We start from the raw sequence: 24,996 nt of genomic DNA on the forward strand, positions 1-24,996 counted from the left end.
AGATTCACTCGCCTTGAGCCGCCCGCTCCCCAAGCAGCAGGCGCTCCAAATAGCGGGCAATCCGATCCACTTCCAAATTTACCCGCGCGCCCACGCCGGTCGTCCCCAAAGTGGTCACAGCGAGCGTATGGGGAATGACGTTGACTTCGAACGCCGCGCCTTCCACCCGGTTCACGGTCAGGCTCACGCCGTCCACACAGATCGACCCTTTGGTCGCGATGTAGCGGGCGAGCTCTTTGGGCGCCTCGATCCGAAGCCGCACCGAGCGCCCGTCTTGCCAACGCGCGGTGACTTTGCCGACGCCGTCTACGTGACCAGAGACGAGGTGGCCGCCGAAGCGCGTGTTCGGCGTCATCGCCAGCTCCAGGTTGACCAAGGTGCCCACGCGCGCCTCGCCCAAGGTGGTAAGCGTTAAGGTCTCGCGCGAGACGTCGGTTGCAAAGCCGCTCCCGGTCAGCGCCACCACCGTCAGGCAGACGCCGCTCACCGCAACGCTGTCGCCGAGCCGGATTTCATCCCGCGGGAGCTGGCCGCAGGCCACCGTCAGACGGACGTCGCCGCCTTGGGGGACGAGCGCCTCGATCTTGCCTATAGCTTGTACGATCCCGGTAAACATTTACTTCCTCCGCAAGCGAAGCCGAAGGTCGGGGCCGACCCGGCGAAGCTCTTGAAACTCCAGCTCAATCCGCTCGGCCAGGGTTTGGATCTTGGGCAAATGGAACAGACCCCGCCCTTCATCGCCGAGCAGACTGGGCGCTAAATACACCACCCACTCGTCGACCAGATTCGCCTGCGCCAGCGCCCCGTTGAGAACGGGGCCGGCTTCCACGAGCACTTCATTGACCTCGCGCCGGCCTAAGATCTCAAGCAGCGCGACCAAATCCACCCGGCCGGCAGCGTCCGCAGGCAAAACCACGACCTCTGCCCCCGCGCGCTCCAGCTCCAAACGCCGGGCCGCGTCTTCGCACACGGTGGCCACCAAGGTCCGGCCAGGCAAGCCGAGCATGCGGGCCGTAGGCGGCATGTTCAGCTTTGAATCCACTACCACCCGCAGCGGCTGAAGCACGGCCTCCCCCGTCTCCAGGCGCGCGGTTAAAGCCGGATCGTCCTTGAGCACGGTGCCGATCCCGGTGAGGATCGCCGAGCTTGCCGCGCGCAAGGCGTGAACATCGCGCCTTGCCGCCTCCGAGCTAATCCAGCGGCTCTCGCCGCGCGCCGTGGCGGTGCGCCCGTCTAGGCTGGCGGCGAGCTTGGCCGTGACCCACGGCCGCCCACTCCGCATGCGTCGGCAAAACCCGCGGTTGAGCGCCTGCGCCGCTTCTTCCAACACCCCACAGAGGGTCTCGATCCCCGCCGCCTGCAAGCGCGCCAAGCCTTGGCCAGCGACTTTAGGATTGGGGTCGATCATGGCCACCACCGCCCGCCGGACGCCGGCCCGGATCAGCGCCTCGGTGCACGGCGGCGTGCGCCCATAGTGGCAACAAGGCTCCAAGGTGACGTAACAGTCCGCGCCGCGCGCTTTCTCTCCGGCGGCTTCGAGCGCCTGGATCTCGGCGTGGGGACCGCCGGCAAAGGCGTGCCAGCCTTCGCCGACGATTTTCCCCTCCCGCACCAAAACGCACCCGACCCGGGGATTGGGGTCGGTGGTATACAGGCCGCGCCTGGCCAAGGCCAACGCCCTGGCCATATAGGCAAAATCGGCGGGGCAATCGCTCATTTTACCCTCAACCACCGCGTTCTAAGCCTTCGATGACCTTACGGAATTCGCTGAGGTCTTCGAAACTCCGATACACCGAGGCAAACCGCACGTAGGCGACGCGATCTAGGCCCTTGAGCTCCTCCATCACCATCTCCCCGATCTGGCGCGAAGCCACCTCGCGCTCTCCGCGGCGCAACAGCGCCTGCTTGAGGCGTTGGACAACGGCTTCCACGCGCTCGCTCGCCACGGGGCGTTTCTCCAGGGCGCGCATGAGCCCGGCGCGGAGCTTGCCCTCGTCGAAAGGTTCGCGGCGGCCGTCGCGCTTGACCACCCAGGGCAAGGAGAGTTCCGCCGTCTCGTAAGTAGTGAAGCGTTCGTGGCAGTCGGGGCACTCGCGCCGCCGCCGCACCTTGCCGTCGGGGGTCAGGCGCGAGTCGACCACCCGCGTATCCGGGGCGCTGCAAAACGGACAATGCATCGATCTTTAAGAAACTTTGGGCTCAACCGCCATAGACCGGAAACCGCCGGCACAGTTGCACCACCTGCTCTCTGACCTGCTCGATCACCGGCTCGCTGTCGATGTCGTCGAGCACATCGCACATCCACCCGGCCAGCTCTCGGCACTCCTTAGCTCCAAACCCACGGGTGGTCACCGCCGGCGTGCCGACCCGGATGCCGCTGGTGACAAACGGCGGCTGAGGGTCGTTCGGCACCGCGTTTTTGTTGACGGTGATGTGGGCTTTTCCTAAGGTTTCTTCGGCCTGCTTGCCGGTCAGCCCTTGGGATGAAAGATCGACCAGCAGCAGATGGTTGTCGGTGCCGCCGGAGACGACTTTGTAGCCCCGTTCGATGAAGGCGGCAGCCATGGCGCGGGCGTTCTCCACCACCTGCCGCTGATAGTCGCGAAACTCCGCCGTCATCGCCTCTTTGAACGCCACCGCCTTGGCGGCGATCACGTGCATTAAGGGACCGCCCTGAATCCCCGGGAAAACCATGGCGCTGAGCTTTTTCTCGATCTCCGGATTGGCCTTGGCCAGGATCAGCCCGCCGCGGGGTCCGCGCAAGGTCTTGTGGGTGGTGGAAGTGACCACGTCGGCGATTGGCACGGGATTAGGGTACAACCCCGCCGCGACCAGTCCTGCCACGTGCGCCATATCCACCAACAAAAACGCACCCACGGCATCGGCGATATCCCGAAACCGCTGCCAGTCCACTACCCGGGAATAGGCGGAAAATCCGGCCACGATCAGCTTGGGGCGATGCTCTCGGGCCAACTCCTCGACCTGCTCGTAGTCGATCTCCCCGGTATCGAGGCGAACGCCGTACTGCACAGCGCGGAACAATTTGCCAGAAAAATTGACCTTGGCGCCGTGGGTCAAGTGGCCGCCGTGGGCCAGACTCATCCCCAAAACCGTGTCGCCAGGCTCAAGCAGCGCCAGAAAAACCGCCTGGTTGGCCTGCGAGCCGGAATGCGGCTGGACGTTGGCGTAGTGGGCCCCGAACAAGGCCTTGGCGCGCTCGATGGCGAGCCGCTCGACCCCATCCACGTACTCGCAGCCGCCGTAATAACGCTTGCCCGGGTAGCCTTCGGCGTACTTGTTGGTAAGCACCGTCCCCTGCGCCTGGAGAACCCTGGGACTGGCGTAGTTTTCCGACGCGATCAACTCGACGTGGTCCTCCTGGCGCTTGAGCTCGCCTTGGATCGCTTCCCAAAGCTCGTCGTCGAAGCCGGCAATCTCCATCCCCTTGCTGAACATATTCACCTCCTTACCATCGTGTTGCCATTTTAAGCTCGGACTGCCGCAACGGCCAGCAAAATCGGGTACAATGCCTTTAAGGTTAAACCCCATGCGCTTGCGTTTTTATGGCTCAATACATCTACACCATGCATCGGGTGAGCAAGATCGTGCCACCCAATCGCACCATCCTCAAAGACATTTCCCTGTCCTTCTTTCCCGGCGCCAAGATCGGCGTTTTAGGCCTTAACGGCTCGGGCAAATCCACCCTGCTTCGGATCATGGCCGGCGTGGACCAAGACTACGAAGGCGAGGCCAGGCCCATGCCCGGCATCCGCATCGGCTATCTTCCCCAAGAGCCGGTACTCGACCCGAACAAGACCGTGCGCGAGGTGGTCGAGGAAGGCGTCGCCGAGGTGGTGGCGGCGCTTAGGCGCTTTGAAGAGGTCAGCGCGGCGTTTGCCGATCCAAGCGCCGATTTTGAGCAGCTCCTTGCCGAACAAGCCGAACTTCAAGCCACGATCGACGCCCACGACGGCTGGAACCTTGAGCGAAAACTGGAAATCGCGGCCGATGCCCTCAGGCTGCCGGATTGGGACGCCAAAACCGCTCACCTATCCGGCGGCGAGAAACGGCGCGTGGCTTTGTGCCGGCTGCTTTTGTCCAAGCCCGATATGTTGCTTCTAGACGAGCCCACCAACCACCTGGACGCCGAATCGGTGGCCTGGCTGGAACGTTACCTGCAAGAATACCCGGGCACCGTGATCGCGGTCACCCACGACCGCTATTTCCTCGACAACGTCGCCGGCTGGATTTTGGAGCTGGACCGCGGCCACGGCATCCCCTGGCAGGGTAACTATTCCTCTTGGCTGGAGCAGAAGGAAAGACGCCTTGAGCTCGAGGAAAAGCAGGAAAGCGCCCGCATCAAAGCGATGCAGGCCGAGCTCGAATGGGTGCGAAGCTCCCCCAAAGGCCGCCACGCCAAATCCAAGGCGCGCCTTAAACACTTCGAGGAACTTGCCGCGCAGGAATTCCAAAAGCGCTCCGAGACCCGCGAGATCTATATTCCTCCCGGACCGCGCCTGGGGGATCGGGTGATCGAGGCCGAGCATCTTAGAAAAGCTTACGGCGATAAGCTCCTCATCGACGACCTAAGCTTTACCCTGCCGCCCGGCGGCATCGTCGGAGTCATCGGTCCCAACGGCGCCGGCAAAACCACCCTGTTTCGGATGATCGTCGGCCAAGAGACTCCCGACGCCGGCACCATCCGCATCGGCGAAACGGTCAAACTGGCCTACGTCGATCAGAGCCGCGACACGCTCGATCCCGAGAAAACCGTATGGGAGGAAATCTCCGGCGGTCTGGACGTGATCGAGGTGGGCAATTACAAAACGCCCTCGCGCGCTTACGTTGGCCGATTCAACTTCAAAGGTCCAGACCAGCAAAAACGGATCAAAGATTTGTCCGGGGGCGAACGCAACCGGGTGCATCTGGCCAAGCTCTTAAAATCGGGCGGTAACGTGTTGCTGCTCGACGAGCCCACCAACGACCTAGACGTGGAAACCTTGAGGGCGCTGGAAGAGGCGCTTTTAGCCTTCCCCGGGTGCGCGGTGGTGATCTCCCACGACCGCTGGTTCCTGGACCGGATCGCGACCCACATCCTGGCTTTCGAGGGCGACAGCCGAGTGGTCTGGTTCGAGGGCAACTACGCCGACTACGAGGCCGACCGCAGACGTCGCCTGGGCGAAGAAGCCGACCGCCCGCACCGGATCAAGTACAAGCGCCTGGACCGGTAGATGCCTGCCGTCGATGCCGCTTACGCGCTCAGCCGGCTGCCCGAGGCGCAGCGCCAGGGCCGGGCCCAGCGCAAAACCTTCAAGGGCCTAGACTACTGGCACTACACCGACGACTTTCAACACATCCCGCGCGGCACGGCGGTATTCGGCGAGACGGTGGTCTTCGGCTACCCCCACATCGGCCGCGTGTTCGCGCTCGAGGCCGGGATCCGGGCGCATTTTAGGGCGCCTTTCTGGGCCGAGGAGAAGATCAACGGCTACAACGTCCGCATCACCCAAATCCAAGGCCAGCTCGTGGCCTTGACGCGCGGCGGATTCGTCTGCCCGTTCACCACCGATCGCCTGGCGGACCTGATGCCGCTTGAAATCTTCCAGAAAGAGCCGCGGCAGGTCGTCTGCGCCGAGGTCGCCGGCCCCGACAACCCTTATCTAGAAAGCAGCCCGCCGTTCATCTCCAAAGACGTCAAGCTGTTTGTCTTTGACCTGATGACCCAAGGTCAGCCGGGATTCTTGCCCGCGCGCGCCAAGCAGGCGCAGATAAAGCGGTTCGATCTTCCCGCCGTTCCCTTATACGGCTATTTTCAGCCCGACCAAATCGAAGACTTACGCGCCTTGATCTTAAAGCTCCACGAAGAATGGCGCGAAGGGCTGGTGCTTAAGGAGGACTCGCCGCGCGACCACCGCGCCAAATACGTCACCGGCCACAGCAACATCGACGACATCCGGGCAAGCAGCGACAATCTCCTGGAGTTGCCGCCGGAGTACTTCATCAACCGCCTGCTGCGCCTGGCTCTGTTCGTCGAGGAGCACGCCCTCCCCGCCACTTCCGAGCTGAAACAAGCCTTAGGCGGCGCCTTCCTCGACGGCCTGCGCGCTGCGATGCAGTGCTACCGCGCCACCCACCACGTCAGCACCCGTTTCCGCTGCCGCTTCCGGCACAAGGAAAACGCAGAATTGCTGCTCGACCACCTCAGGCACGCCAGCCGCCACGTCCAGATCCTCCTCCGCGACCTGCGCAGGGAGGATGGCTACTGGCAGCTAGAGTTCGAGCGCGTCTATCCGGCCCTGACCGGAATGCTCGGCGACCTTTTGGCCGGAAAGATGGTTTACGATTAGCCCTCCACCAGCTTTTCGAGGATCTGGAGCAAATGCTCCGGGTGCACGAGCATCACCCCCACCTTGTCGGCCCAGGTGCGCAGGCCCTCATCCGCCGACAGCAAAATTCCGTCGAGCTCGTAGGCTAAAAGCAAAACGTCCATGTCTTCGCGGCTGTCGATGATCCCCTGCCTTAAGGCCTCGCGGTAGCGGCCGCGCAGGCGGTTGATGACCTTGCCCACCTCCTCCGACTGCGCCCCGCCCCCTACCATCTTGGCGTGCTCCTCGGCGATCCTTAAGCCCCGGTCGATGCGCGCGCGCACTTCTTCGATGAACTCGTACAAAATCCCCGCCGGCACCTGCAAGTTAAACCGGCGCGGCGAACGGATCCTAACCACCGCCTCAAATTCCGGCGGCACCTCGCCTTTTTTGACTAAGCACAGCTCCTCATAAACCGAGCTGGGCATGTAAAATCTGGCCCGGCTGCGGCGCGCCAGATCCAAAAACGCCTCCATCGCCACCCGCGGCGATTCGCCAAACTGGGTGTAGACTTCAGGGTTGGTGAAGAGGCTGGTGTCGAGGACGAAATTGTCCATAACTTTACCTTGCCGCTTGTATTTAAGGGAGCAAGCCGTTATATATCCTGAAAGTCCAACTATACTCGATCGGGAGGGTTTATGCCGACTTACGATTATCTTTGCCGAACCAATCAGAGGATCGTAGAGGTCCGTCACGGGATGGGAGAGACCGTCAAGACCTGGGGGGAGCTGTGCCGCCTGGCCGGAATCGACCCAGGCGATACGCCGGAAGAGGCGCCGGTGGAAAAGCTGATTACCGGAGGCAACGTGATCTCCAGCGCCAGCCTCAAGAACCCGGAACCGTGCGGAGCGGGGACGTGCGGGATGGCGGGGTGCGGCAGCGGCGTTTGCGCCTTAGACTGAGAGGACTGGAGCGGGTGATGGGAATCGAACCCACGTTCTCAGCTTGGGAAGCTGATGTTCTACCATTGAACTACACCCGCCTTAAGCGATGGACCATTATAGCCGCGCGGCGGATAAAAACAAGACTTAATTTGGCATGTTTCACCGACTCAAGGACCGCTTAAACCGCTTTCGTTTTGCCAGAGCGTGCCAGGGGATCTACGCCACTCCCCCTTTGAGTTTAGGAGCCGAACAAGCCGTCGCCGTCCTCACCCAACTGCAGCACAAGGACGTAATCTTATTCTTGCTCGCGATCAAGTCGTTTGCCCGCTACGTGCCGCTGCGCGAGGTGTGGGTTTTAAACGACGGCAGCCTCACCGACGAAGATCAAGCCGTTTTGACCCACCACCTCTCGGCGCAGATTCTGCCGATCGCCCGCTTCCAAAACCCGCGCTGCCCCCGAGGCGGATGTTGGGAGCGGCTGCTGGCCATCGCCCAGATCAGCCGCGACCGCTACCTCATCCAGCTCGACGCCGACACCCTCGCGCGTGGGCCGCTGCCTGAGGTCATCGAGGCGATCGCCACGCAAACCGCCTTTGTGCTCGGCACCTGGGACGGGCAGGAATTGGAACCGATGCGGGCGTGTGCGGAGCGGGTGCGCGCTCGGCACCCCAACGCCGCCTCCCTCCACGTTCAGCTTGCCGCCGAGGCGGCGTTCCTGGACCTGCCGGAAGTCGACCGCTTCCGCTACGCGCGCGGCTGCGCCGCCTTCTGCGGATTCCCGCCGGGAGCGGTGGAGGTCGAACTCATCGAGCGCTTTTCGCAGGCGATGGAGGCGCGGCTGGGTGACAAGTGGCGCGCCTGGGGGTCGGAGCAAGTTATGTCCAACGTGGTCATCGCCAACGCTCCCAAGGCGCGCGTCTTGCCGCACCCGGACTACAGCGACTGCCACAAAATGAACGCCAACACGCGCTTTATTCATTTCGTCGGCACCTGCCGCTTTCAAGGTCAGCGTTATGCCCAAGAGGCCAAACAGGTCCTCCGGGAACTTCTCTAGCCCTCCGCCTCTGGCTAAGACGCTTTATCGGCTGCAGGAGTGGGCGCTCAAGCGGCCGACCTTCGCGTTCCTCGACGAACTGGAAAAAACCCAATTCCTTCCGCGGCAAGCGATCCAAGCGCTGCAGCTAAAGCGCTTGCAAGCTTTGCTTAAAACCGCCCTTGCCCACAGCCCTTGGCACGCCAAAAGGATCCAGGCAGCGGGCCTGGATTTGGCCAAGCTCACCTTCGAAGACTTCCGCCGCCTGCCGACCATGACGCGCGAGGACGCCCGCCGCCACGGCGATGAGATGGTCTGGAAGGAGGCTCCCGGCGGGGTCTTTCGTTATACCACCGGCGGTTCTTCGGGGGAGCCTTTGATCTTTTACTTTGGCCGCGCCCGTCAGGCCGCTGACGCCGCCTGCCGCCTCCGGGCCAGGCGCTGGTGGGGAGTCGAACCGGGGGATCGAGAAGTGCTGCTGTGGGGGGCGCCGGTGGAGCTGAAGCGCACCGACCGCATCAAGGCGCTGCGCGACCGTCTCTGTAACCAACTGCTGCTCAACGCCTTTGAGATGTCTAAGGCCCGCATGGACGCCTATTTGGCTCAGATGGAGGCTTACCGGCCCAAAGTGATCTACGGCTACGCTAGCAGCCTGGCCCTCCTGGCCGAGCACGCAGAAAAACGGGGCATCCGGCCGCACCTGAGCGATCTGAAAGTGGTTTTTGCCACCGGCGAGCCCCTCTATCCCCACCAACAAGAGCTCATCGGCCGGGTGTTTTCTGCCCCCGTGGCCCGCGAATACGGCGCCCGCGACGCCGGACTGATCGCCCTCGAATCCCCCGCCGGCCAGCTCCTCGTCAACTCGGAGTGGGTCCTCGTCGAGCTGTTGGACGCAGAGGGTCAGCCGGTAAAATCGGGTAAGATGGGCGAAGTGGTGGTCACGAATTTGGCTTCTGAGGTTCAGCCCTTTATCCGCTATCGCACCGGCGATTTCGCGCGCTTTAGCGCCGAGCCTTGCCATAGCGGACGCGGGCTGGAGGTTTTGCAAGAGGTGTGCGGCCGCAGCACCGATTTCATCATCCGCGAGGACGGCACGATCATGCACGCCTTGGCCTTGATTTACGTCTTGCGCGAGCTCCCGGGAATCGAGCAATTCAAGATCATCCAAGAAACTCGGGAGTTGGTGCGCGTGCAACTCGTCCCCGGTCCTGGGTGGCAGGAGAGCCATGCGGAGCGGATCGTGCAAGGCTTGAAGCAGCGTTTGGGGGCTAAAACTTGCGTCCAAATTGAGTCCATAGACGCCATTCCCCCAGAACCTTCCGGCAAATTCCGTTACGTGGTCAGTAAAGTGCCCCCGCCATGAAAACTTTGATCAAACGCGCTTTGCGCAAACTGGGCTACAAGATCGAACGCCTCGACCCTCTGGAAGAAGCGATCCCGGCCGATTACCACCGCTCGCCTTTTCTACCTCGCGCCTACCGGGGATCGCTGCACCGGATGCTGTATTTCCTAGATCAACTGGAAAAGGTCAAAGATATCGAAGGCGACATCATCGAGTGCGGGGTTTCCATCGGCCACGGGGCCCTGCTGTTCACCCTGATGAGCGAATATTTGGGGAAGATGCGCCACTACTATGGCTTTGATTCTTTTGAGGGCTTTCCCGACCCCATCGACAAAGACGAAACCACCCCAATTACCGGCAAAGGCTTTTGGGCGAGCCCGCCTGAAATCGTGCTCAAGGTTTTGCGCGATGGGCGCTTACCCGAAGACGTTATCCAAACGCGCATTCACCTGATCAAAGGCTGGTTCCAGAACACCCTTCCGCAATACCAAGGCAGGATCGCCCTGCTCCATCTGGACTGCGATCTGTACGAATCCTATAAAAAGGTTGCCCCGGGTGGGATCGTCATGTTCGACGAGTACGGCGATCGGCGTTGGCCTGGCGCGAGCAAGGCCATCGACGAATTTTTCGCCGATAAGCCCGAAAAGCCCACCGCGCACGAAAAGTGCCCTTGGAAATACTTCGTCTGTAAACGCGCATGAGTAAACGCCTCTGTAAGCTCCTCGTGCTCCTTTATCTCACCCCCGCCTTGGCTTTGCCTCCTTGGCCGGAAGCGATCCGCGGCGATTGGAAAGAGATGCCTACGCCAGAGCCGTTGCCGCCTTTCTGTCGCCCCAAACAAATGGGAGAGAGCGAATGGCGAATGCACGGCGCTATCCCAGGGCTAAATCACTTTTGCGACGCTAAGGTCAAGCGTTTCATCTGCCTAAAATACTCAGGAAAAGACCGGGCCGCGTGCCTATCCTATCTCGCTCGGGGAGTGCACGACGCCATCCGCGGCGCCCAGGAAAAATCGCCCAATCACCCGCTGGTGCCTTATCTGCATACCGAATACGCCAATTTTCTCGCCGAAGCCGGGGATTTTCCGCACGCTGTTCAAGAGTATCTGCAAGCGGTGCGGATAAACAAAAAGTATCTGCCTGCCTACGTCAAGCTCGCCAATGTGTTGATCAAAACCAAGGAGTACGACAAAGCGGAAAAGACCCTCCAATACGCCCTCAAAATCCAAAAAAACAAGCGGCACGAAGCTTACCTAAAAAAGCAACTGGCCAAAGTGGCCGCTTTGAAGGCCAAATCCCAATGACTTTACCCACGGTATCCATCATCCTGCCCACGCACAACCGTCCGGACTTACTGGCCCAGGCCATCGCAAGCCTCGATCGGCAAAGCTATCCCGGCCCGGGCGAGATCCTCATCGCCGACGATGCCTCATCGCCTCCGGTGACCGCATCCTCTCTGCCGCCTTGCCGATTTGCCGTCCGCATCGTCCGCAGTCCCACTCCCCAAGGTGGGGCGGCGGCCAAAAACCTAGGCGTCCAAGCCGCCTGCGGCGATTATCTCGTGTTCTTGGACGACGACGATCTTTTATCCCCGGGATATATCGAGGACGCGCTCGCTGCCCTGCAAACCTATCCAAACATCAAAACCTTATTCATGCGCGTTGAATGGTTTGGGGAACGCGCCGAATGGGGGCAGACCCACCACGACCGCAATACCTTTTGGATCTTGGAACAAACCAAACCTACGCAAATCGCGCCGGAACTTTTTGTTTTCAACGAAGACTTGTTTTTCGCCCTCCTCCAACGCATCCCCATGCCGTTTCAACGCCCCGTGCTACGCCGGGAGGACTTCCTGGCGATCGGCGCGTATCAAAAAGATTGCCTGTTGTGGGATTGCGAGTGGGCTCTGCGGGCGGCGCTCTATGGACCTTGTGCGTTATTGCAAAAGTCGCCCTATCTGCAACGCGCCTCCGGGCAAGGGTATTCTTCCACCGCCTCCCGCCAGGAAGAACACCTGCGCGCGATGCTGGTGGTCAAGGAACGCTTGCTCGATCACCCCAAAGCTTCCTCTTTTCGATCTAAGCTCACCGACTCGCTGGCCCAGGGGTATTTCGATCTTGCCTATTTTTACAGTGAGAACCGGCGCTTTGGCGAGGCGCTTGCGGCGCTTAAAATCTCTGCCTCTTACGGCAGATCGCTCAAGCAGCTTAAGCTTCTGACTAAAATCGGATTAAAGAGCTGGATCTGACATGCTGCAAATTGCCAAAAACCTCTACGATTACCGCGAACTGATCGCCGCCCTCGCTTGGAAAAACGTCATCGTGCGCTACAAGCAGGCTTACTTGGGCCTTCTGTGGTCGATCCTCAAGCCGGTGATGCTGATGCTGATCTTTACCCTAGTGCGAAGCTTTGTCGGCATCGACACCGGCGGCGTCCCCTATCCAATCCTGACTTTCGCCGCGCTGATGCCGTGGATCTTCTTCCAGGAGTCGGCCTCGGAAGGGGTGGGCAGCGTCACCGGCAACGCGGCGCTGATCCGCAAGATCTACTTCCCGCGCGAAGTCTTCCCGTTAACGGCGATGGTCACCAAAACGGTGGAACTTGGGATTAATTTCTTGATCCTGGCGGGGCTGATGGCCTATTACCAGATGGTTCCCACCCTCCACGCCTTATGGGTGCCGGCGATCATCCTCTACACCATGATCGTGGCCTTGACCGTCAGCTTCTTCGGGGCCGCGGCCAACGTCTACTACCGCGACGTGGCCGCCGCCTTGCCGGTGGCGCTGTCGCTTTTGATGTACGCCTCGCCTATCATCTATCCTCTGGAGCTGGTCAAACAAAAACTCTTGGTGGAGCAGGCCGCCGGCAGTTGGTCGGAAAAGCTTTATACCCTGTATTTGTGCAACCCTCTGGCCGGCATCATCGACGCCTTCCAAAGGGTGCTGCTCAAAGGCCTGCCGCCGGATTGGCACGCTTTGCTCCCCGGCGCCATTGTCATCGCGGTGATGCTGCCCTTGAGCTATCTGTTCTTTAAACGGGCGGAGAGCTGGTTCGCCGATGTCATCTAAGTAGACAAGATATACTGGCCGTAGCGACAAAGAAATTTCATCATGCCGGTGACAGAGACCAACGACGAACGCCTCCGCGAACTGGTGGAACGGATCGTGGAGGAAAAACTCCGCGCCTTCGTGGCTGAACGCGACCTCGAGCTGCGCGAGCGTTTGGTGCGGGTGGAGGAGGCTATCCGCCACCAGGGCGAGCTCATGGAACAGGGTTTCCGCCTGATGGAGAAGCGCTTCGAGCAGGTGGACAGGCGCTTCGAACAGATCGACAAGCGCTTCGAACAGATCGACAAGCACTTCGAGCAGATCGACAAGCGCTTCGAAATGCTCATCTCCCAGATGGAGAAGCGCTTCGAGCAGGTGGATAAGCGCTTCGAGCAGGTGGATAAGCGCTTCGAGCAGGTGGATAAGCGCTTCGAGCAGGTCGACAAGCGCTTCGAGGACATGAACAGGCGCTTTGAACAAATGGACAAGCGCTTCGAGCAGATGGAAGCCCAACTGCACATGATCGTCCGCCGCCTCGACCGCTTCATGTTCTGGTCCTTGGGGCTGACCCTGACTGCGGTGCTGTTCGTCATCGGCTTTCTGAAATGACGATAACCACAACCCACGATCAGAACTTCAAAAACCTGATCCTCGACTATCCTCGCCAGGCGCTGGAATTCTTTGCCAAAGCTGAGGCAGAGCAGATCGACGACCGGGTCAGAATCGTGCCGGTGCGCCAGGAACAGCTCAAGGAGCGTCTAGGGGATCGCTTCCGGGAACTGGACGTGCCGCTTCTGGTGGAGTGGCCCGACGGCCGCCGCGCGGCCATTCTGTTCGTCCTGGAAGAGGAGACCGATCCCCGCCGCTTCCACATCCACCGCCTGGCCCACTACTGCCTGGACCTTTCCGAGCTGTTCGAAACCGACCGGGTCGTGCCGGTAGTAATCTTTCTCCGCAGAGGACCCGTCCTGCGGGAGCTGCACCTTGGAGGCGACCGGGACACTTACCTCAGCTTCCACTATCTCGCCTGCGTCCTGAGCGATCTGCCGCTGGAACGCTATCTGACCTCGGACAACCTGGTGGCGCGCCTGAACCTTCCTAACATGCGCCATCACTCTCGCGAGGACAGGCTGCGCGCTTATGCCTACGCCATCCGCGGCCTATTGGAACTGGAACCGGACCCGGAAAGGCGGCTCAAATACGTCGATTTCATCGACATCTACGCCGGCCTGGACGAAGACGAACGGGCCGCCTATCAGCGTCAATACCCACAGGAGGCACAAATCATGGAAACCTTCGCATCCCGTTTCGAAGAACGCGGCGTCAAAAAGGGCTTTGAAAAAGGTCTGCAACAAGGCATCCAACAAGGGCTTCAACAAGGGCTGCAACAAGGGCTTCAACAAGGGCTGCAACAAGGGCTGCAACAAGGGCTGCAACAAGGGCTGCAACAAGGGCTGCAACAAGGGCTGCAACAAGGCGTCCTGCAAGGCAGGCGCCAGGGTGAAGCCGAGGTGCTCATGCGCCTGCTCGAGCGCAAATTCGGCCCGCCGACCGAAGAGCAGCGCCACAGGATCCTCGAGGCCGACGCCGACACCCTGCTGCGCTGGGCCGAACGCGTCCTGACCGCCGACCGCATTGAGGACGTGCTCGCCCCGTGACCGATCCGGCCGAAACCGAAAAACGCATCCTCGCCATGCTGCGCCAGGTCTTCGACCGCCATCGCGGCAGGCTGCGCGGCTACCGCATCCTACTGTTCGGCTCCCGCGCCACCGGCCGGGCGCGGGAGCGTTCCGACTTCGACCTCGGCGTCATCGGCGACCGCCCCCTGCCCCTGACCGATTTCTATGCCATCGAGGAAGACATCGAGCAGCTGCCCACCCTCTATCGGATCGATTGGGTGGACTTAAACCGCGCATCGCCTATACTAAAAGAAGAGGCTCTGAAGGAAGGCAAGGTCATTTATGAAGCCTGAAAGGATTCTGGAGGATTTCGAGCGCGCCCTCGGCCAACTTGCCACAGCCCTGGAAACGCCGGCAGACACCGACCTCATCAAAGCCGGCTGTATTCAGTACTTCGAATTCTGCTTCGAACTGGCGTGGAAGGCGATCAAGGCTGTCGCCGCCAAGCTCGGCCTGGAATGCAATTCGCCCAGGGCCTGTCTGAAACTTGCCTTCCAACAAGGCTGGATCGACGACGAGGACCTTTGGCTGGAAATGCTGGCGGCCAGAAACCGCATGTCCCACACTTATCACGCCGAAAACGCCCTGGCCATCTACGCACAGCTGCCGGCTTTCCATCAGGCCCTGCGGCAACTGTCTGCCCAACTCAGAAACGTGGAAGTTTGAAGCGGTCATGCCCCTCATCGAAGTCGAGCACGTCACCAAGGAATATCAGCTAGGCACCTTGACCGGCTTCAAGGGCAACCCGGCCCGAGATGGGGCCGGCACCGATCTGGAAGTGGGCAAGGATTGATTTTCCCCTGCGAGACGAGGTGTTGATTGAAACCGGTCAGATTTACCCGCCACGCTCAAGAGCAATGCATGGAACGCGGAGCGGAGACATCGGAAGTGTTGGCGGCCATTGAACACAGTGCTCGGGAACCGGCCAAGCATGGACGGATCCTGTGCCGGGCCAATTTCCCGTTCAATTCCACCTGGCAGGGAAAACACTATAGGAACAAACAGGTGGCTCCGGTTATCGCCGAAGAGTCGGAGGAAATCGTAGTGATCACCGTCTACACTTTTTACTTTTAGGAGAACACCATGAAGATCAGTTACGATCCTGAAATCGATGCGCTCTATATCCGGCTTGTGGAAGGCCCCCGCCAGTGTAAGACAATCCGCCTGACGGACGAAATCGCCCTCAACATCGGCGAAAACGAGGAACTGGTCGGGATAGAAATCCTAGATGCCAAAGAAACCTTAGGTGAAGGCAAAATACCTTCCGTGGTATTGGAAAACATCCAGATCGCCGCATAAAAACTTTACTTGGTTGACAATCCATGCCCATCATCGAAGTCGAGCACGTCACCAAGGAATATCAGCTAGGCGCCTTGACCGGCTTCAAGGACAGCCTGGCCAACCTAGGCCGGCGCCTGCTCGGAAAACTACCTATCGAGCGCGAGCGCTTCAAAGCTTTGGACGATGTCAGCTTCACCGTCGAGGAGGGCGAGGTGGTCGGCATCATCGGCCACAACGGCGCCGGCAAGTCCACCCTGCTCAAGATCCTAGCTAAGGTCACCACCCCCACCCGGGGGCGGGTGTACGTAGGCGGCTCGGTCGCCCCCCTGATCGAGGTGGGGGCCGGCATCAACCCGGAGCTCACTGGCCGCGAGAACATCTACCTCAACGCCTCGATCCTCGGCATCCCGAAAAAGGTCATCAAACAAAAAATCGACGAGATCATCGAGTTTTCCGAGCTTGAGCAATTCATCGACACCCCGGTCAAGCGCTACAGCTCCGGGATGCAGGTCAAGCTGGGATTCGCCATCGCCACCAGCCTGGATGCGGAGATTTTTATCATCGACGAGGTGCTGGCGGTGGGGGATCTGGCGTTTCAGCGGAAGTGTTTCGACCGGATGGAGGAGCTGATCAAGCGGCAGGGGAAAACCGTATTGGTAGTTAGCCATAATCTAAGGCAAATACAGCGGCTATGCAGCCGGGTAATCCTACTCGATCATGGACGTATCCGAGAGCAGGGCAAAGCAGAGGCGATCTGTAACCTTTTTTATGAATTAAGTGACAAGCAAATCCAAGCAAGGCGCGCGAGCTCCTCCTCAAAACTTAGCTCAAGCGGTGAAGTCGAATTGTTAGACATCCAACTTATTGATGACAAAGGAAGTATTGTAAATACTGTTCATTATAAACAAAACGTCATAATCCGAATGCAGTTAAAAGCCAATGTCCACTTAATCAATCCTATAGTTTCTGTCGGAGTGCACACTACTGATTTTCTCTACTTAGCAACTCAGGGAACAAAGATCCCATCACTCGAACCAGGTATTCACACTATTTTCTGCAAGATTCTAGAGTTTCCCTTTTTACCCCGCTCCTATTCGCTTCGTGTAAGTATTGATACGGGAGAATACGGCCATACTGCATTCTATGGTGAAAATCTCAAGTGTTTCTTAGTAGAATCGCCAAGATTCAATAGAGTCCACGGAAGCGAGGGCTTTGTCATGATAAATTGCAAATGGTGGCTGGAAGAGCATAAAAAAGACAACAAAGAAATCGGATCCCTCAATGAAAAACATGAAATGACTGAAAACCTAAGCACCCCCTAAGATTTGCATGAGTAGCATTGGTAAATGGATTCGCCAAAAAGCAGAAATTAAGGCTAATGAGTTAGCAGCATGACTCAAATTATTGACTTATCTGTCCATCAAGAGCACATCCCTGTTGGTATACGTAGAAATCTTTGCTTAAATACCGGTAAAGAGCAGTATACGTTTTATTTCGACTTAGTCGATTGTTTTGATATTCCTGAACCACAAGTTCTCGATGGCTTCGTCTACGGTATTATCTTCCTCGCCATGCAAATTAGGCAGCCATTGAGGGTGCATGGAGCATTGAGTCGCAGTGCTATTTTTAATTTGACAGAATACCAAAGCGTTTGGGCATGTTGGCTCCCCGAGCGCTATAAAATTGTCGAGATCATTCCTGATGCGATTATAGAACTGTCGAATCCCAACCCGGATCGCGCTATTGCCGCTTTCTCTGGAGGCATTGACAGCACCTTTACCGCAATTCGGCATAGCAAACGACTCCTGGGGCCTGCTTCTTATCCACTCGATACTGTATTGCTTGTACACGGTTTTGACGTGCCGCTAAGCAAAGAAGATTCGTTTATTAAACTATGTCAGCGTATCCGCCCTCTGATAGACGAGTTAGGGCTAGAGTTCAAAGTGATTCGCACCAACCTCAAGGAAGCCTCTGGACAAAACTGGGAAGATAGCCACGGTGCACAATTGGCTGCTTCATTGCACAACTTTTCCCATGCTTTCAGATACGCTTTGATTGGCAGCACTGACCCTTATAATTATATGTGTTATCCCTGGGGATCGTCTCCTATTACTGACCACCTGTTATCTGGCGATCAAATGCGTATCGTCCATGATGGAGCCGCTTACTCAAGAACAGACAAGCTCGCTGTAATTGCCTTTTTTCCAACAGCGCTCAAAACCCTCAAGGTGTGCTGGGAGGGTCCTGACCCAGAACATAACTGCGGCCGCTGCGAGAAATGTTTACGCACTCTGTTGAACTTTTTTGCTCTCGATATCGATCATCCACCGTGCTTTGACAACGCGTTGAAGCTAGAAAATATTTACACTATTCAAATCCGCAATCAGACGCAATTCTACGAGCTCGAGAGCATCTACCAACATTTGGAAAGACGCGAGCCAACTGAGAAAGTCCTAAAAACGAAATTCGCACTCGATGCAATCTTAAAGTCTTACAAAGCCAAGCAATTGGCTGATGAATTTGGGCAGCTGAACAGACTCACACAGGATATCAAAGACATAGCCCCGGCATTCAGATCCAAGCGGAACACTTTGTTTAAAATCCTTGCACAAATCGATACCCCTTGGTTGTTCCATGAGGGCTTCAAAGAATACATTAAACTTAAACTGAAGCATTATCTAAAGCCCTATCCAAATGCCTGACACAATCAACCAATTACGCAAAAAAATCGGACAAACATTAGACCAAATTTTACCAACCGGAGCAAAATGCGTTCTGCTCGACTTTCCCAATTACAGTAATGTCGGAGACAGCGCGATCTGGCTGGGAGAAATCGAGTACCTCAAAGCTAGAAATGTTACCATTTCTTATGTCGCAGATTGCATTAACGACAATCTTTCAGTTTTAAAGCAGGCCATCAGCGAGAAGGATTACATACTTATTAATGGAGGAGGCAACTTTGGTGATCTCTGGCCACACCATCAAACTTACAGAGAAAAAATTATCCAGGCGTTTCCTGAGAATCCGATTATTCAGCTTCCACAGTCTATCCATTTCCAGGACAAAGCCAACCTCGACCGAGTTCGGAAAATCATCAATTCCCATGAGAATTTCACGCTGCTCGCCCGCGACGAAGCAAGTTATGAACTAGCCCACCGAGTGTTCGAGGGCCAAGTTCTATTATGTCCAGATATGGCTTTCATGCTTGATTTATACCATATTGGACGCGCTATCAAACCCTATTATGATGTTTCTTTCTTGCGTCGTACCGATAAAGAAAGCGCTGGTAGAATGTTTGATCTCCCCGGGACTATCAGCGCATTTGTTTATGACTGGCTTGACGAAGTGCCTCCTCCCAAAACTGCGGCCATCTATGCACAGCTTATTAATCGATTGTCCTCTACTCCGGTACAAAGCTCCCATCTTTCCGAGCTTATCGTTACAGCTTCCCTGCGTCTTGCTTTAGAACGAGTGATACGGGGGGCTTTTTTATTAAAGAAAGGCCGGGTGGTAGTCACTGACCGTTTACACGGACTGATTATGGCCACATTGCTTGGCTTGCCTGTGCTGGCTCGAGACAACAGTTATGGCAAACTGTCCCAATTTTGCGAAACATGGCTAAAGCCATTAATTGATGCGGGCATTATTTCATTTCCAGATTCCCAGCAGGCATTCGAACATAATCTGGCCAAAATGATCCGGCGCGATGTCCTTATTCAGATAAGCGAGTATTATGAAAACGCAGAAGCTGCCACTACTTCTTGCCTCTTTCCTACTGTTTGGGATAGGTTGACTGGCCAACCAGGCAGCTTGGGCAGTGAATTTCTAAGATGGGCTTATTTATACCAACATGGCGGCAATAAATGTATGGCTAGACAACTTGCCATCAAGGCAATCACGTATGCTCCGTTATGCGGGCGAGGTTATAAGTTACTAATAGATTTATTCATTTCAAAGATTCTCACTCCGCGCCGCAGAAGCATCATCGCTTGGTATAAAAAGCGTCTTGGCGAGGTGATCTTCGGCAAGCAGGCAGTATGATCAGCATCGTTATCTGCACTTATAACCGTGCAGAGATACTAGCGGATACGCTTAAAAGCTTTCTAGCTTGCGAGCGCGCGGGGATCGATCATGAAGTTTTGGTGGTGGACAACAACTCCCAAGACAATACCCGCGAGGTGGTACAGCAGTTCATCGATCGGGATCCAACCATCGGTTATCTTCAGGAATCCATGCAAGGCCTCTCTCACGCAAGAAACCGAGGTATCAGATGCGCCACGGGGAAAATCATCGCCTTCGTCGACGACGACGTCTATTTTTCCCCAAACTGGCTGACCGAACTGGAAGAAACCTTTGGTGATCCTGAGGTAGCCTGCATGGGCGGCAAATCCATCCCCCTGTTCGAGGATGGGAAACCTCCTTGGCTGACAGAAGACATTCTTCCCGTTTATGGATCGACGCGTTCCGGAGAGGCATCCAAACTGATGCAGTATCCGGAGCACCCTTTCGGGCTCAACATGGCTTTCCGCAGGGAGGTGTTTGAAACAGTCGGCCTGTTCAACCCCAAACTTGGCAGAATCGGCAAGAACCTTCTCTCCAACGAGGAGTCCGAGCTGTTCTGGCGCATCCACCGCGCCGGCCTGAAGGTGGCCTACAATCCCAATGCCATTATCTACCACAGGATTCCCAAGGAACGAGCCACTCCGGAATGGGTCCTTCGAAGATACTATTGGCAAGGCCGTTCCGAGGCAGTAATGGATAGGATCGTACTTGGCCAATCCCGTCTCCAAATATTAAGCAAGTTGACAGATAAATTTGTCACTACTCTAAGGCCCACTTTGAAGGGAGTTTCTTGGACACATCCCAAAAGATCTTATTGGCAATTAGCAGCCATGCCACTATCGAGGAAAATTTCGTGGTATTACTTGGCCGGATATCTCCAGCAGGTTTTTACTGGAATTCTGTCAATCCGAAATTGATCATTTTATACAAAATTGGCTGCCTTGCAAGGCGAGTCTTTATCTTTGTTCTTTTCTTGTATATTTGCCTGCCCATGCCCAGTTGGGCACAACCTAAAATTAAATCCATTTCCCTAAACAGCAATCCCGTCCCAAAATATGAAAAGTTGGAGTTGACTATTGTTACAGAGGGATTGAAATATAATAATCCATATAATCCGCATGAAGTCGACCTTCGTGCAAAATTTATTTCGCCATCCGGAAAAAAATGGCTAATTTCTGGATTTTATGATGGAAAGCACTGGAAAATCCGTTTTACCGCCAATGAGACCGGCCTCTGGCGCTACCGCGTGGGACTTAAAAATCATAACGACATCGCATTATCAGTACCCGATTCGTTTATAGTAACAGAATCCGCACGCCATGGATGGCTACGCGTTTCATCGATCGATCCTTATTATTTAATTCATGATGACGGCACTCCATTTTTTGGCATCGGCCAGGCAGGCGGAAATAGCAAACCACTTTGGTTCGTAGAAAATGCTATCAAAACCATCCGTGACATGGGAAATCATGGCCTTAATACGCTGTTGATTTGGTGGGGACCTTTTTTCCCCCTCGAATCCGAAGGGAAAGATACAGAAAATACAGGTGTCGGACGTTATGATCAATCCCAGGCACGACAACTGGATCGACTGGTCGAGGCAGCGGAAGAACATAACGTCATTCTCATTCCCGTGCTTTGGTCTCATAACCAGTTCTACAACCGATTTTCATACAGCTGGAGCGACCCGACAAAACCTCGCCGAAATCCCTATCGCCATTTGCATAACGGCAAACTTCGTGCAACAGAATGGGCTACCGATGCTGAGAGTTGGGAATATCAAAAGCGGCTGTATCGATACATTATTGCGCGGTGGAGTTATAGCACTGCTATCGGTATTTGGGGCTTATTTAGTGAACTTAACTTATCAGAATTAAAAAATGGAGAAGCATGGCTAAAAAAAATCTACAGATGGTTCAGAGTGAATGATCCATTCAAGCACCCTACCACAGCATCGTTAAATTCCAATAAAATCTGGTACAAAGGATACTCCATACTCGATGTGGCATCTTTTCATTCTTATAATGACAATGCCAGCCTTAGCAAAAATACTCAAATCCTGGTCAATGCTATTACCCATATGCGCCAATGGACCAAACCTAATTTTATCGGTGAATACGGTGTGCTTTCAAAGGAAACTAGGCTAAAATACGTTGTTGATGCAAACTGGGCGGCAACTATGAGTGGCAGTGCCATGACGCCACTTTACTGGTGGATGGCTAATGATCGTTATTCATCACCGCCGGGTAGTCTTACCTGGAAAAAATATCTGGAAATCCAGAAAATTATTTCTGAATTCGTCAATGACATTCCCTTTGGGAGAATCAAACTATGGCCTGTTAAGCCAGGCAAGGATGTTTACTTGAATTCTGTTCCAGATGGCTTCCGCCTATCAGCACCAAACAAAACGTCCTTTTCGATTACCTTGACACCAAAGAGTGAATGGAAGATTCCGGAGAATTTGGAGAATCCAATAATTATAATCCAAGAAGGAAATTTAACCCCTAATTCAGGAAAATTAAACGCTTACTTGCATGGCAGAGCACACCGCAATATGCAACAATCAGTCGAATTTGTCGCTCATTTTGATAAACGAAGTCAATTTATAATAGATGTAGATAGCTATAGCCGTAGTGGCGCCACATTGCGTGTCAATGTCGAGAATAAAACCACTGCGGAAACTATCTTTCCATCTGTCTTTCCATCTGTTTCGGGTCAGCATGCGAATGACTATATTGTAAATATCAATAAGTCTTACCTTATCCCAATCCCGTCCGGAATTCATTCAATAAAAGTCTTAAACTCTGGTCCCGATTGGATTCGAATCAAAGCTTATCGCTTCAAGAATGTGATCCCGCTCAGTCATGAGGAACTCGACAGAATAAAATATAAAAGAGGGGTTTTTGGTCTAAAAGGAAAAGACAGGCTTTATCTCTATATCAGAGACCACAAGATTTGGAGCAATGGCTTGGTTAAAGCAAAAAACTTAAAATCCGGGCTATATAGAATTCAATGGTGGGACACGGAAAAAGGCTTTATTAATGCCACCCAAGTAAAACCGAACTCAAAGGGAGAAATTATTGCCGTTATTCCAAAATCAGATCATGGGATCGCATGTAAGATCGAGTTGATTAAAAATTAAAACTATCGGTTATTGCAATGAAAATCCTGGTTATATCTGCTTTTTATCCCATGCCCGACCGTGCCTCAGGGGATCTCCGGTTTTATAATTTATTAAACTTTCTGTGTGAAAGACATGACGTCTTTTTTTACTCTTATGATGTCAAAAGACATTGTCAGGAGCTAGGCATAACAGAATGCAACCGTTATCAACAACTTGCACAGGATCTCGGCTTACGCCTGTTTGAAGGCCCCTTACCAAGATTGCTCCAGAAAGAAAGATTTGATGTTGTTTTCTTTGAGTTTTATCATTCAGCTCCTCAGTTCAGACTTGATTTAATCAGATTTTGGCAGCCTCATGCTAAGGTTGTCATAGATTCTGTCGATATTCATTTTCATCGGTTACGAATGAAGGCACAGGTGACACAAAAACAAACTGATATTAGCCAAGCTGCTGATGTGCAGGCCAGAGAATTATCAGCTTACAATCAAGCAGATATCATTTTGACAGTTACTGAAAAAGATAAGGACATTGTTTTATCCAAACTGTCGAATGCTTGTGTAAAGGTGTTGCCCAACATACACTATATACATCCTTTCAAAGAAAAATCTATTGATAAATCACGCGTACGATTATTGTTTGTTGGCGGTTTTAAACACGAACCAAATATCGACGCGGTTTTGTATTTTTGCAGAAAAATATTTCCAAAGATTGTAAACAAACAGCCAAACGTCCACCTTATTGTCATAGGAAGTAATCCTCCGGAAGAAATACGCAGGCTCGCTTCAAATAATGTCGAAGTACTTGGTTTCGTTCCTGAACTATATCCTTACTATGAAAAATCTGATATTGCTATTGCGCCACTTCGCTTTGGTGGAGGAATGAAAGGAAAAGTAGGTGAAGCAATGAGTTTTGGGTTGCCGGTTGTAACTACTTCATTTGGTGCAGAGGGTTTTGGATTTACCCCAGGTGAGCATGTCTTGATAGGAGATAATGCTGATGACTTTGCTTCTAAAGTACTTATGCTTCTGCATGACCAGCAGCTATACGAATATGTTCGAAAAAAAGGATGGGAATTTATAAAATCAAACTATTCAACCGAGGCGGTAAAACAGCGCACATTCAACATTTTTGAATCCATAGAAGGATGCAAAGTTAAACGACTTCCTCTGATGAAGCGGTCAAAAATGTGGTGCGAAAGTTTTCTTGAAAGACACTTGTTATGGAGGCTTAAAATAACATGAGCCCCCCCCTTGTCAGTATTTTGATGCCTGTATTTAATGGAGAAAAATATATTTCACAGACCATTGAATCTGTTCTTTCTCAAACCTATAAAAATTATGAAATCATAATTGTTAATGATGGCTCAACCGATCATAGCTACCAAAAGATAAAGCCATATCTGCGTTTGTCACATCTTAAATATATAGAGCAAGACAATGCCGGGGTTGCATCTGCTCGTAATGCTGCTTTACAGCTTGCCAAGGGAAACTACTTTGCATTATTAGATCAGGATGACCTCTGGCATCCAGAAAAGCTAACAAAGCAAATTGATTTATTTAAGTCCAATCCCAAGCTCGGTCTTGTACATTGTCATGCCGTGCCAATCAATGCTACTGGAGAAATACTGCCTGCTAATCCATGGTGGCCCAGACCTACTCCCCCGCGTGCTTTTGAGGAAATTTTTCTTGCCAATCCTATTCATTCATGTACCGCCGTATTTTGCCGCACCGCGTTGGAACAGATTGGCGGCTTTGATCCTTCTCCCGCTATACTTTTTGCTGATGAATATGATTTATGGCTCCGCATCGCTGCCACCTTTGAGGTAGGTTATATACCCGAAACCTTATCTTATTATCGCTTGCATAGCGAAAACAATAGTAGAGATACTATTCGGATGATAACCTCCACTCTTAATGTTCTAAAAAAAACCCAACATGATTTTCCAGAGCAAGTTAGCTGTATCCAGCGACAAAACCTTCGAAAACGGTATGCTTATCTTTATCTAAACTTAGCTGAAGAACAGCGCAGAACTGGCATGAGACTTCACGGTATAACTAATTACTTGAAGGCGGCCATATATGCACCGCGGTTCGTGTTATGGCGACTAATAGGAGAAAAACGAAGGAACCTTTGGGAATGGTATAAAAAACGCTTGTTTAATTGGCCCATGAAACTTTGAT

27 protein-coding genes and 1 tRNA gene are annotated in these 24,996 nt (G+C 54.5%); 22 read left to right on the forward strand and 6 right to left on the reverse strand.

The genetic code is table 11. The features are described 5' to 3' along the window. Positions 1 to 4 precede the first annotated feature (4 nt). The 4 genes from ACYQ3M_RS01405 to glyA are packed head-to-tail and all read right to left on the reverse strand — an operon-like array spanning position 5 to position 3,456. A complete protein-coding gene (locus tag ACYQ3M_RS01405) occupies positions 5 to 616 on the reverse strand; it encodes a riboflavin synthase (protein ID WP_460034252.1) in 612 nt (203 codons plus the stop codon). Beyond that, complete coding sequence (gene ribD / locus ACYQ3M_RS01410) at positions 617 to 1,717, reverse strand: bifunctional diaminohydroxyphosphoribosylaminopyrimidine deaminase/5-amino-6-(5-phosphoribosylamino)uracil reductase RibD (RefSeq protein ID WP_460034253.1); 1,101 nt, start codon at positions 1,715 to 1,717, stop codon at positions 617 to 619. A gap of 7 nt (positions 1,718 to 1,724) precedes the next feature. Then, positions 1,725 to 2,177 carry a transcriptional regulator NrdR gene (gene nrdR, locus ACYQ3M_RS01415; protein WP_460034254.1) on the reverse strand — a complete coding sequence of 151 codons (453 nt, stop codon included), beginning with the start codon at positions 2,175 to 2,177 and terminating at the stop codon, positions 1,725 to 1,727. A 22-nt stretch (positions 2,178 to 2,199) separates the two neighbouring features. Further along, on the reverse strand, positions 2,200 to 3,456 hold the full coding sequence (glyA, locus tag ACYQ3M_RS01420) for a serine hydroxymethyltransferase (protein ID WP_460034255.1): 1,257 nt from the start codon (positions 3,454 to 3,456) through the stop codon (positions 2,200 to 2,202). A gap of 107 nt (positions 3,457 to 3,563) precedes the next feature. Between glyA and ettA the strand changes: the two genes are divergently transcribed. Both ettA and ACYQ3M_RS01430 read left to right on the forward strand, forming a co-directional pair. Beyond that, a complete protein-coding gene (gene ettA, locus ACYQ3M_RS01425) occupies positions 3,564 to 5,231 on the forward strand; it encodes an energy-dependent translational throttle protein EttA (protein ID WP_460034256.1) in 1,668 nt (555 codons plus the stop codon). Next, complete coding sequence (locus ACYQ3M_RS01430; RefSeq protein ID WP_460034257.1) at positions 5,232 to 6,347, forward strand: RNA ligase; 1,116 nt, start codon at positions 5,232 to 5,234, stop codon at positions 6,345 to 6,347. It begins immediately after the preceding gene. On the opposite strand, the gene ACYQ3M_RS01435 is transcribed toward ACYQ3M_RS01430, so the two are convergent. Further along, positions 6,344 to 6,922, reverse strand: a complete 579-nt coding sequence (locus ACYQ3M_RS01435; RefSeq protein WP_460034258.1) for an RNA ligase partner protein — start codon at positions 6,920 to 6,922, stop codon at positions 6,344 to 6,346. The two genes, ACYQ3M_RS01430 and ACYQ3M_RS01435, sit on opposite strands and share 4 nt — an antisense overlap. A gap of 81 nt (positions 6,923 to 7,003) precedes the next feature. On the opposite strand from ACYQ3M_RS01435, the gene ACYQ3M_RS01440 reads away from it, so the two are divergent. Then, entirely contained in the window at positions 7,004 to 7,267 is a 264-nt protein-coding gene (locus ACYQ3M_RS01440; RefSeq protein ID WP_460034259.1) for a zinc ribbon domain-containing protein, read from the forward strand. Between the two features lie 6 nt (positions 7,268 to 7,273). Here ACYQ3M_RS01440 and ACYQ3M_RS01445 read toward each other — a convergent pair. Next, positions 7,274 to 7,347, reverse strand: a tRNA-Gly gene (locus tag ACYQ3M_RS01445). Positions 7,348 to 7,403: 56 nt separating this feature from the next. Here ACYQ3M_RS01445 and ACYQ3M_RS01450 point away from each other — a divergent pair. From ACYQ3M_RS01450 to ACYQ3M_RS01540, 19 genes are all read left to right on the forward strand, one after another. Beyond that, the gene (locus tag ACYQ3M_RS01450; RefSeq protein ID WP_460034260.1) at positions 7,404 to 8,303 is read left to right on the forward strand and encodes a glycosyltransferase family A protein; all 900 of its coding nucleotides are present in this window, start codon (positions 7,404 to 7,406) and stop codon (positions 8,301 to 8,303) included. Then, entirely contained in the window at positions 8,263 to 9,645 is a 1,383-nt protein-coding gene (locus ACYQ3M_RS01455; RefSeq protein ID WP_460034261.1) for a phenylacetate--CoA ligase family protein, read from the forward strand. The genes ACYQ3M_RS01450 and ACYQ3M_RS01455 overlap by 41 nt, the downstream gene beginning before the upstream one ends. After that, positions 9,642 to 10,325 (forward strand): TylF/MycF/NovP-related O-methyltransferase, encoded by a 684-nt coding sequence (locus tag ACYQ3M_RS01460; protein WP_460034262.1) that lies wholly within the window; start codon positions 9,642 to 9,644, stop codon positions 10,323 to 10,325. Before ACYQ3M_RS01455 ends, ACYQ3M_RS01460 begins: the two co-directional genes overlap by 4 nt. Continuing rightward, complete coding sequence (locus ACYQ3M_RS01465; protein WP_460034263.1) at positions 10,322 to 10,927, forward strand: tetratricopeptide repeat protein; 606 nt, start codon at positions 10,322 to 10,324, stop codon at positions 10,925 to 10,927. Before ACYQ3M_RS01460 ends, ACYQ3M_RS01465 begins: the two co-directional genes overlap by 4 nt. Beyond that, positions 10,924 to 11,871, forward strand: a complete 948-nt coding sequence (locus ACYQ3M_RS01470; protein WP_460034264.1) for a glycosyltransferase family 2 protein — start codon at positions 10,924 to 10,926, stop codon at positions 11,869 to 11,871. Before ACYQ3M_RS01465 ends, ACYQ3M_RS01470 begins: the two co-directional genes overlap by 4 nt. Before the next feature lies 1 nt (position 11,872). Then, positions 11,873 to 12,691: an ABC transporter permease gene (locus ACYQ3M_RS01475; RefSeq protein WP_460034265.1), complete on the forward strand. Its 819-nt coding sequence runs from the start codon at positions 11,873 to 11,875 to the stop codon at positions 12,689 to 12,691. A gap of 42 nt (positions 12,692 to 12,733) precedes the next feature. Beyond that, a complete protein-coding gene (locus ACYQ3M_RS01480; protein ID WP_460034266.1) occupies positions 12,734 to 13,279 on the forward strand; it encodes a hypothetical protein in 546 nt (181 codons plus the stop codon). Next, on the forward strand, positions 13,276 to 14,328 hold the full coding sequence (locus tag ACYQ3M_RS01485) for an RpnC/YadD family protein (protein WP_460034267.1): 1,053 nt from the start codon (positions 13,276 to 13,278) through the stop codon (positions 14,326 to 14,328). The genes ACYQ3M_RS01480 and ACYQ3M_RS01485 overlap by 4 nt, the downstream gene beginning before the upstream one ends. Then, the gene (mntA, locus tag ACYQ3M_RS01490) at positions 14,325 to 14,642 is read left to right on the forward strand and encodes a type VII toxin-antitoxin system MntA family adenylyltransferase antitoxin (protein WP_460034268.1); all 318 of its coding nucleotides are present in this window, start codon (positions 14,325 to 14,327) and stop codon (positions 14,640 to 14,642) included. The genes ACYQ3M_RS01485 and mntA overlap by 4 nt, the downstream gene beginning before the upstream one ends. Further along, on the forward strand, positions 14,632 to 15,015 hold the full coding sequence (locus ACYQ3M_RS01495; protein ID WP_460034269.1) for an HI0074 family nucleotidyltransferase substrate-binding subunit: 384 nt from the start codon (positions 14,632 to 14,634) through the stop codon (positions 15,013 to 15,015). The genes mntA and ACYQ3M_RS01495 overlap by 11 nt, the downstream gene beginning before the upstream one ends. 153 nt (positions 15,016 to 15,168) lie before the next feature. Beyond that, positions 15,169 to 15,423 (forward strand): DUF4258 domain-containing protein, encoded by a 255-nt coding sequence (locus ACYQ3M_RS01500; RefSeq protein ID WP_460034270.1) that lies wholly within the window; start codon positions 15,169 to 15,171, stop codon positions 15,421 to 15,423. Between the two features lie 9 nt (positions 15,424 to 15,432). After that, complete coding sequence (locus ACYQ3M_RS01505) at positions 15,433 to 15,648, forward strand: DUF2283 domain-containing protein (protein ID WP_460034271.1); 216 nt, start codon at positions 15,433 to 15,435, stop codon at positions 15,646 to 15,648. Positions 15,649 to 15,671: 23 nt separating this feature from the next. Next, positions 15,672 to 16,952 carry an ABC transporter ATP-binding protein gene (locus ACYQ3M_RS01510; protein ID WP_460034272.1) on the forward strand — a complete coding sequence of 427 codons (1,281 nt, stop codon included), beginning with the start codon at positions 15,672 to 15,674 and terminating at the stop codon, positions 16,950 to 16,952. 69 nt (positions 16,953 to 17,021) lie between these two features. After that, a complete protein-coding gene (locus ACYQ3M_RS01515; RefSeq protein WP_460034273.1) occupies positions 17,022 to 18,332 on the forward strand; it encodes a hypothetical protein in 1,311 nt (436 codons plus the stop codon). Continuing rightward, a complete protein-coding gene (locus ACYQ3M_RS01520; protein WP_460034274.1) occupies positions 18,325 to 19,671 on the forward strand; it encodes a polysaccharide pyruvyl transferase family protein in 1,347 nt (448 codons plus the stop codon). Before ACYQ3M_RS01515 ends, ACYQ3M_RS01520 begins: the two co-directional genes overlap by 8 nt. Then, entirely contained in the window at positions 19,668 to 20,609 is a 942-nt protein-coding gene (locus tag ACYQ3M_RS01525; protein WP_460034275.1) for a glycosyltransferase family 2 protein, read from the forward strand. Before ACYQ3M_RS01520 ends, ACYQ3M_RS01525 begins: the two co-directional genes overlap by 4 nt. Then, entirely contained in the window at positions 20,507 to 22,834 is a 2,328-nt protein-coding gene (locus ACYQ3M_RS01530) for a DUF5060 domain-containing protein (RefSeq protein WP_460034276.1), read from the forward strand. Before ACYQ3M_RS01525 ends, ACYQ3M_RS01530 begins: the two co-directional genes overlap by 103 nt. Positions 22,835 to 22,851: 17 nt before the next feature. Further along, positions 22,852 to 24,057, forward strand: coding sequence for a glycosyltransferase family 4 protein (locus ACYQ3M_RS01535; RefSeq protein ID WP_460034277.1), 1,206 nt, complete (start codon positions 22,852 to 22,854; stop codon positions 24,055 to 24,057). Further along, positions 24,054 to 24,995: a glycosyltransferase family 2 protein gene (locus tag ACYQ3M_RS01540; protein ID WP_460034278.1), complete on the forward strand. Its 942-nt coding sequence runs from the start codon at positions 24,054 to 24,056 to the stop codon at positions 24,993 to 24,995. Before ACYQ3M_RS01535 ends, ACYQ3M_RS01540 begins: the two co-directional genes overlap by 4 nt. Position 24,996 lies beyond the last annotated feature (1 nt).

This window comes from Methylothermus subterraneus (assembly GCF_054656915.1).